Consider the following 4250-nt stretch of genomic DNA (forward strand, 5'->3'; position numbering starts at 1 on the left):
CCAGCGCCCACCAGCCCAGCGCCACGCCCTGCCCCGCGGCCTGCTGGCGGCGTTGCGCGTGCAGCGCGGCGAGCAGCGCGCCCAACACCGGCAGCGCGCTGGTGTTGTCGCCCATGGTGCCGGCGAACTCGGACAGGAACGCGGCGCTGCACAGCCCGGCCAGCGCCAGCCAAGGCACCAGCCGCGCGCGGTCCAGCCGCGGATCCAGCACCTGCCAGACGATGCCGGCCAGCAGCAGGAACGCCAGTGCGTGCAGCACGCCCATCGCGAACCCGGCCAGCGGCGCAGGCAGGCCGACGAACAGCGCGTAATGCAGCACGTCCAGCAGCGGATTGAAGTAGCTCTGCATCTGCGCCGGCGCCAGGTCGATGCCGAGGCGGCCGTGCAGGACGGCGTAGCCGTTGTACAGGTGGTAGTTGCGCAGGTCCCAGTTGGCGTCCTGGCCCAGCCACAGCGACAGCAGCCCACCCAGGAGCGCGACCGCCACACCCGCCGCGATCACGTTGCCGCGGTTGTGGAAGGCGAAGCGGCGATCCAGCGCGGCGAGCAGGCGCTGGCGGCGCGTCGGGCGCGGCAGCGCCGCAGCAGCAGTGGTGCTCATGCGCCGTCACCATGATGCGCACCCTGCGCGTCCGCCGCCGGCCAGGCCGGGATCGCCAGGTAAGCCAGGCGCTTGGCCTCGATGCGGCCGCGCGTGACCGTGTCCAGGATCAGCCCGCAGGCCAGCAGCAGCACACCCAGCAACACCAGCGCCGAACACAGGATCGCGGTGGGAAACCGCGGCACCAGGCCGGTCTGCGCATAGGTCAGCAACAGCGGCACCGCCAGCGCCAGCGCCAGCAGCACGCAGGCGCCGAAGCCGAGCGAGAAGAACAGCAAGGGCCGCTCGGCCTTGAACAGGCGCAGGATGGTCAGCAGGATGCGGGTGCCGTCGTGCCAGGTGCGCAGCTTGCTCTGCGATCCTTCCGGACGCGCGCCGTAGGCAGTGTCGACTTCCGCCACCGGCATGCGCAGTTGCAGCGCGTGCACCGCCAGTTCGGTCTCGGTCTCGAAGCCGGCGGCATGCGCGGGGAACGACTTCACGTAGCGTCGCGAGAACACCCGGTAGCCGGACAGCATGTCGTCGAAGCTGCGCCCGAACAGGAAGCCCACGCAGCGGGTCAGCAGCACGTTGCCGGTGCGATGGCCGGCGCGGTACGCCGCCGCTTCGTCGCTGCGGCGCGCGCCGACCACCATGTCCAGTCCGTCGCGCAGCAGGCGCTCGACCAGCGCCGGAGCCATCGCCGCGTCGTAGGTCGCGTCGCCGTCGACCAGCACGTAGACGTCGGCCTCGATGTCGGCGAACAGGCGCCGCACCACGTTGCCCTTGCCCTGCAGCGCGACCTCGCGCACCACCGCACCGGCCGCACGCGCACGGGCGATGGTGGCGTCGCTGGAATTGTTGTCGAACACATGGACCTGCGCGCCCGGCAGATGCGTGGCGAAATCGGCCACGACCCGGCCGATGGTGGCCGCCTCGTTGTGGCACGGCACCAACACCGCGATCCGCGGCGCGGCCGCGGGGCGATCGGAGGGGAAACTGGACATGGGCGGCGTGCGGTCCTGCGTGGCAGCGTGGAAAGGCGCGCCATCCTAGCTCAGTGCGGGCGCAGCACGATCGGTTGTTCCCACCAATCCTCGACGCTGCCGTCGCGGCCGTGCAGGCGCAGGCCCAGCCAGTGCGTGCCCGGGGCCAGGCCGCTGGCATCGAGGGTGGCGCGGAAGCCGATGTTCGGATGGTTGGGATCGGTGGAGATCTTCCAGAACCTAGTGACGTCGTAGACGTCGCCGTAGTGCGCCTGCGCCACGACCTTGCCGTCGAGCAGCACCTCGATCCGGTCGATCCCCACCCCGTCCTTGAACGCCCAGCCGGACACGTCGAAGCGACGCCCGACGCTGGCGTCCACGTCCGGGGTGTTGAACCAGGCCATCGCCGGCGTGGTGCAAGGCCCGCTCGCGCGCTGCGCCGGCAGCGCGAACAGCAGGAAACGCTGGCTGCCGTGGTCGCTGGACACCACCCGCGGCGGCGGCAGCGGACCGACCAGGTCGCAGACCGCGTGGTAGCGCTGCAGCAGCAGCCGGTACTTCATGTCGCTGGGCGAAAGCACAAGCAGCCGTGGACCGTCGCGGTGGCCGTCGCTGAGCAGACCCCACTGCTGCAGCTGTGCGCTGCGCCCGTGCTTGTCGTTCAACGGATGCGGCAGCACCTGGATATCCGGGTCGCGCAGTTCGAAACCGAGTTCGGCGCCGACCTTGAAGTTGTCCGCCAGCACCTGGGTACCGGACGGCATGCTCGCCAGTTCGCGACGCACCGCGCCGGCCAGCGGCCGCCAGCCGGCGAAGTTGCGCGGGTAGTACTTGTCGCCGGCGGTGTGCTCGCGCACCGCCGGCACCGACACCGCCAGGTAGTAGCCGAACGCACCGACCAGGCCCAGCCCGGCCAGCAGCCAGGTGGCGCGGCGCAGCGGCTTGCTCCAACCGTTGAGGATCACCGGCGTGGCGATCAGCAGCGCCAGATAACCCGGCAGCGGCCAGTGGAAGCTGACCCGCTCGGCGTCGGTGAAGAACCCGAGCAGGAAAATGCCCAGCGTGGATACCCCGCCGAGCAGGCCGAAATAGCGCCACTGCACGCGCGTGCCGCTGCTGCCGCCGCGCGTGGCCATCAGCGCCACCTTGGTCATCGCCACCGCCAGCAGCGGCGTGACCAGCAGCAACTGGATCAGCAGGAAGGCGATGCCGGCGGGCTGGAAACTCCAGGGATGGCGGTCAACCAGCTGGAACTTGAGACCGGCCTCGCCGTTGTCCGCGTTCCAGGCCAGCAGCGGCAGCCAGGCGACCATGCCCAGCGCCAGCGCGACCCACACCTGCGGATCGCGCAGCATGCGCCGGCCCTGCGGGATCAGCAGCAGCGCGATCGCGCCGACGCCGATCACGCCGACGAAGCGGTAATGGCTCAGCGCGCCGATGACCAGGCCCAGCGCCAGCTCCACCGCGCTCAGCGCCTCGGTCTGGCGCAGCAGCCGCGCGCTGGCGTCGATGCACAGGATCGTCGCCAGCGCCATCGGCACGTCCGGCAGCGCCAGGATGCCCAGGGTGCCGGACAGCGGCATCAGCAAGGCCAGGCTGCCGGCGCGCCAGCCCGCAACTGCGCCGAACCAGCGCGTGGCGATGCGTGCGATCAGCCACGGCACGGCCGCACCCAGCAGCAGGAACGGCGCGCGCAACGCCAGCAGGTGGTCGCCGCCGAGCGCCACGCCCAACCGCGCCAGCCACGCGGTCAGCCCGGGCAGATCCGAGTAGGCCAGCGCCAGATGCTGGCCTTCCTGCCAATAGAATGCCTCGTCCACGAACAACGGCAGGCGCGCGGCGACCAGCAGTTTGGCGGCGGTGACGAGCGTCCACAGCACGATGAAGACGCTGCGTGCACGTTGTTCCCCTTGCATTGCCCGTACACTCCCTGAAACCGTTGCGAGACTGCGATGCCTACTCCGCTCCGCTTGCCGGAAATGCTAACCGATACGTTGCGCGAGGCGCTCACGCGCGCCCAGCAGCAGGTCAACGCGCTGGTCCTGGGCAAGCCGCAACAGGTGCGCATGGCGTTTGTCGCCCTGCTGTCCGGCGGACATCTGCTGATCGAGGACCTGCCCGGCCTGGGCAAGACCACGCTGGCGCATGCGCTGGCGGCGAGCCTGGGGCTTGGCTTCCAGCGCGTGCAGTTCACCTCCGATCTGTTGCCGGCCGATGTGCTCGGCGTGTCGGTGTACGACGCGCAGTCGCGCCAGTTCCAGTTCCATCCCGGCCCGGTGTTCACCCACGTGCTGCTCGCCGACGAGATCAACCGCGCGCCGCCGCGCACGCAGAGTGCGCTGCTGGAAGCGATGGCCGAACAGCAGGTCACCCTCGACGGCACCACCCATCCGCTGCCGTCGCCGTTCTTCGTGATCGCCACGCAGAACCCGGTGGACCTGTCGGGCACGTTCCCGCTGCCCGACTCGCAACTGGACCGCTTCCTGCTGCGCCTGGCGCTGGGCTATCCCAACGCCGAGGCCGAACGCGCGCTGCTCAGCGGCAGCGATCGCCGCGACCTCATCGCACAGGCGCAGCCACTGCTCGGCGAGGCCGACATGGCCACGCTGCGGCAGGGCGTGGAGCAGATCCACGCCAGCGAGGCGCTGGTCGGCTACGTGCAGGCGCTGCTGGCGCGCAGCCGC

At 70.7% G+C, this 4250-nt stretch carries 3 protein-coding genes and 1 pseudogene; 1 reads left to right on the forward strand and 3 read right to left on the reverse strand.

All coding sequences use genetic code 11. The features are described from left to right. The 3 genes and pseudogenes from D180_RS09840 to D180_RS09850 form a co-directional block, all read right to left on the reverse strand. A pseudogene (locus tag D180_RS09840) lies at positions 1 to 601 on the reverse strand (hypothetical protein); the annotation flags it as partial. Continuing rightward, positions 598 to 1587 (reverse strand): glycosyltransferase family 2 protein, encoded by a 990-nt coding sequence (locus tag D180_RS09845; protein ID WP_017912660.1) that lies wholly within the window; start codon positions 1585 to 1587, stop codon positions 598 to 600. The pseudogene D180_RS09840 and the gene D180_RS09845, both read right to left, overlap by 4 nt. 50 nt (positions 1588 to 1637) lie before the next feature. Next, a complete protein-coding gene (locus D180_RS09850; RefSeq protein WP_017912661.1) occupies positions 1638 to 3482 on the reverse strand; it encodes a glycosyltransferase family 39 protein in 1845 nt (614 codons plus the stop codon). 36 nt (positions 3483 to 3518) lie between these two features. On the opposite strand from D180_RS09850, the gene D180_RS09855 reads away from it, so the two are divergent. Next, a partial coding sequence (locus tag D180_RS09855) for an AAA family ATPase (protein WP_043090733.1) occupies positions 3519 to 4250 on the forward strand: 732 nt, incomplete at its 3' end.

Source organism: Xanthomonas sp. SHU 166 (assembly GCF_000364685.1).
Classification (GTDB): domain Bacteria; phylum Pseudomonadota; class Gammaproteobacteria; order Xanthomonadales; family Xanthomonadaceae; genus Xanthomonas_A; species Xanthomonas_A sontii.

What these genes read in the sequence shown, in the direction of transcription:
- D180_RS09845 (WP_017912660.1), bottom strand. Translation starts at nt 1,587, where the DNA reads ATGTCCAGTTTCCCCTCCGATCGCCCCGCGGCCGCGCCGCGGATCGCG.
- D180_RS09850 (WP_017912661.1), bottom strand. Translation starts at nt 3,482, where the DNA reads ATGCAAGGGGAACAACGTGCACGCAGCGTCTTCATCGTGCTGTGGACG.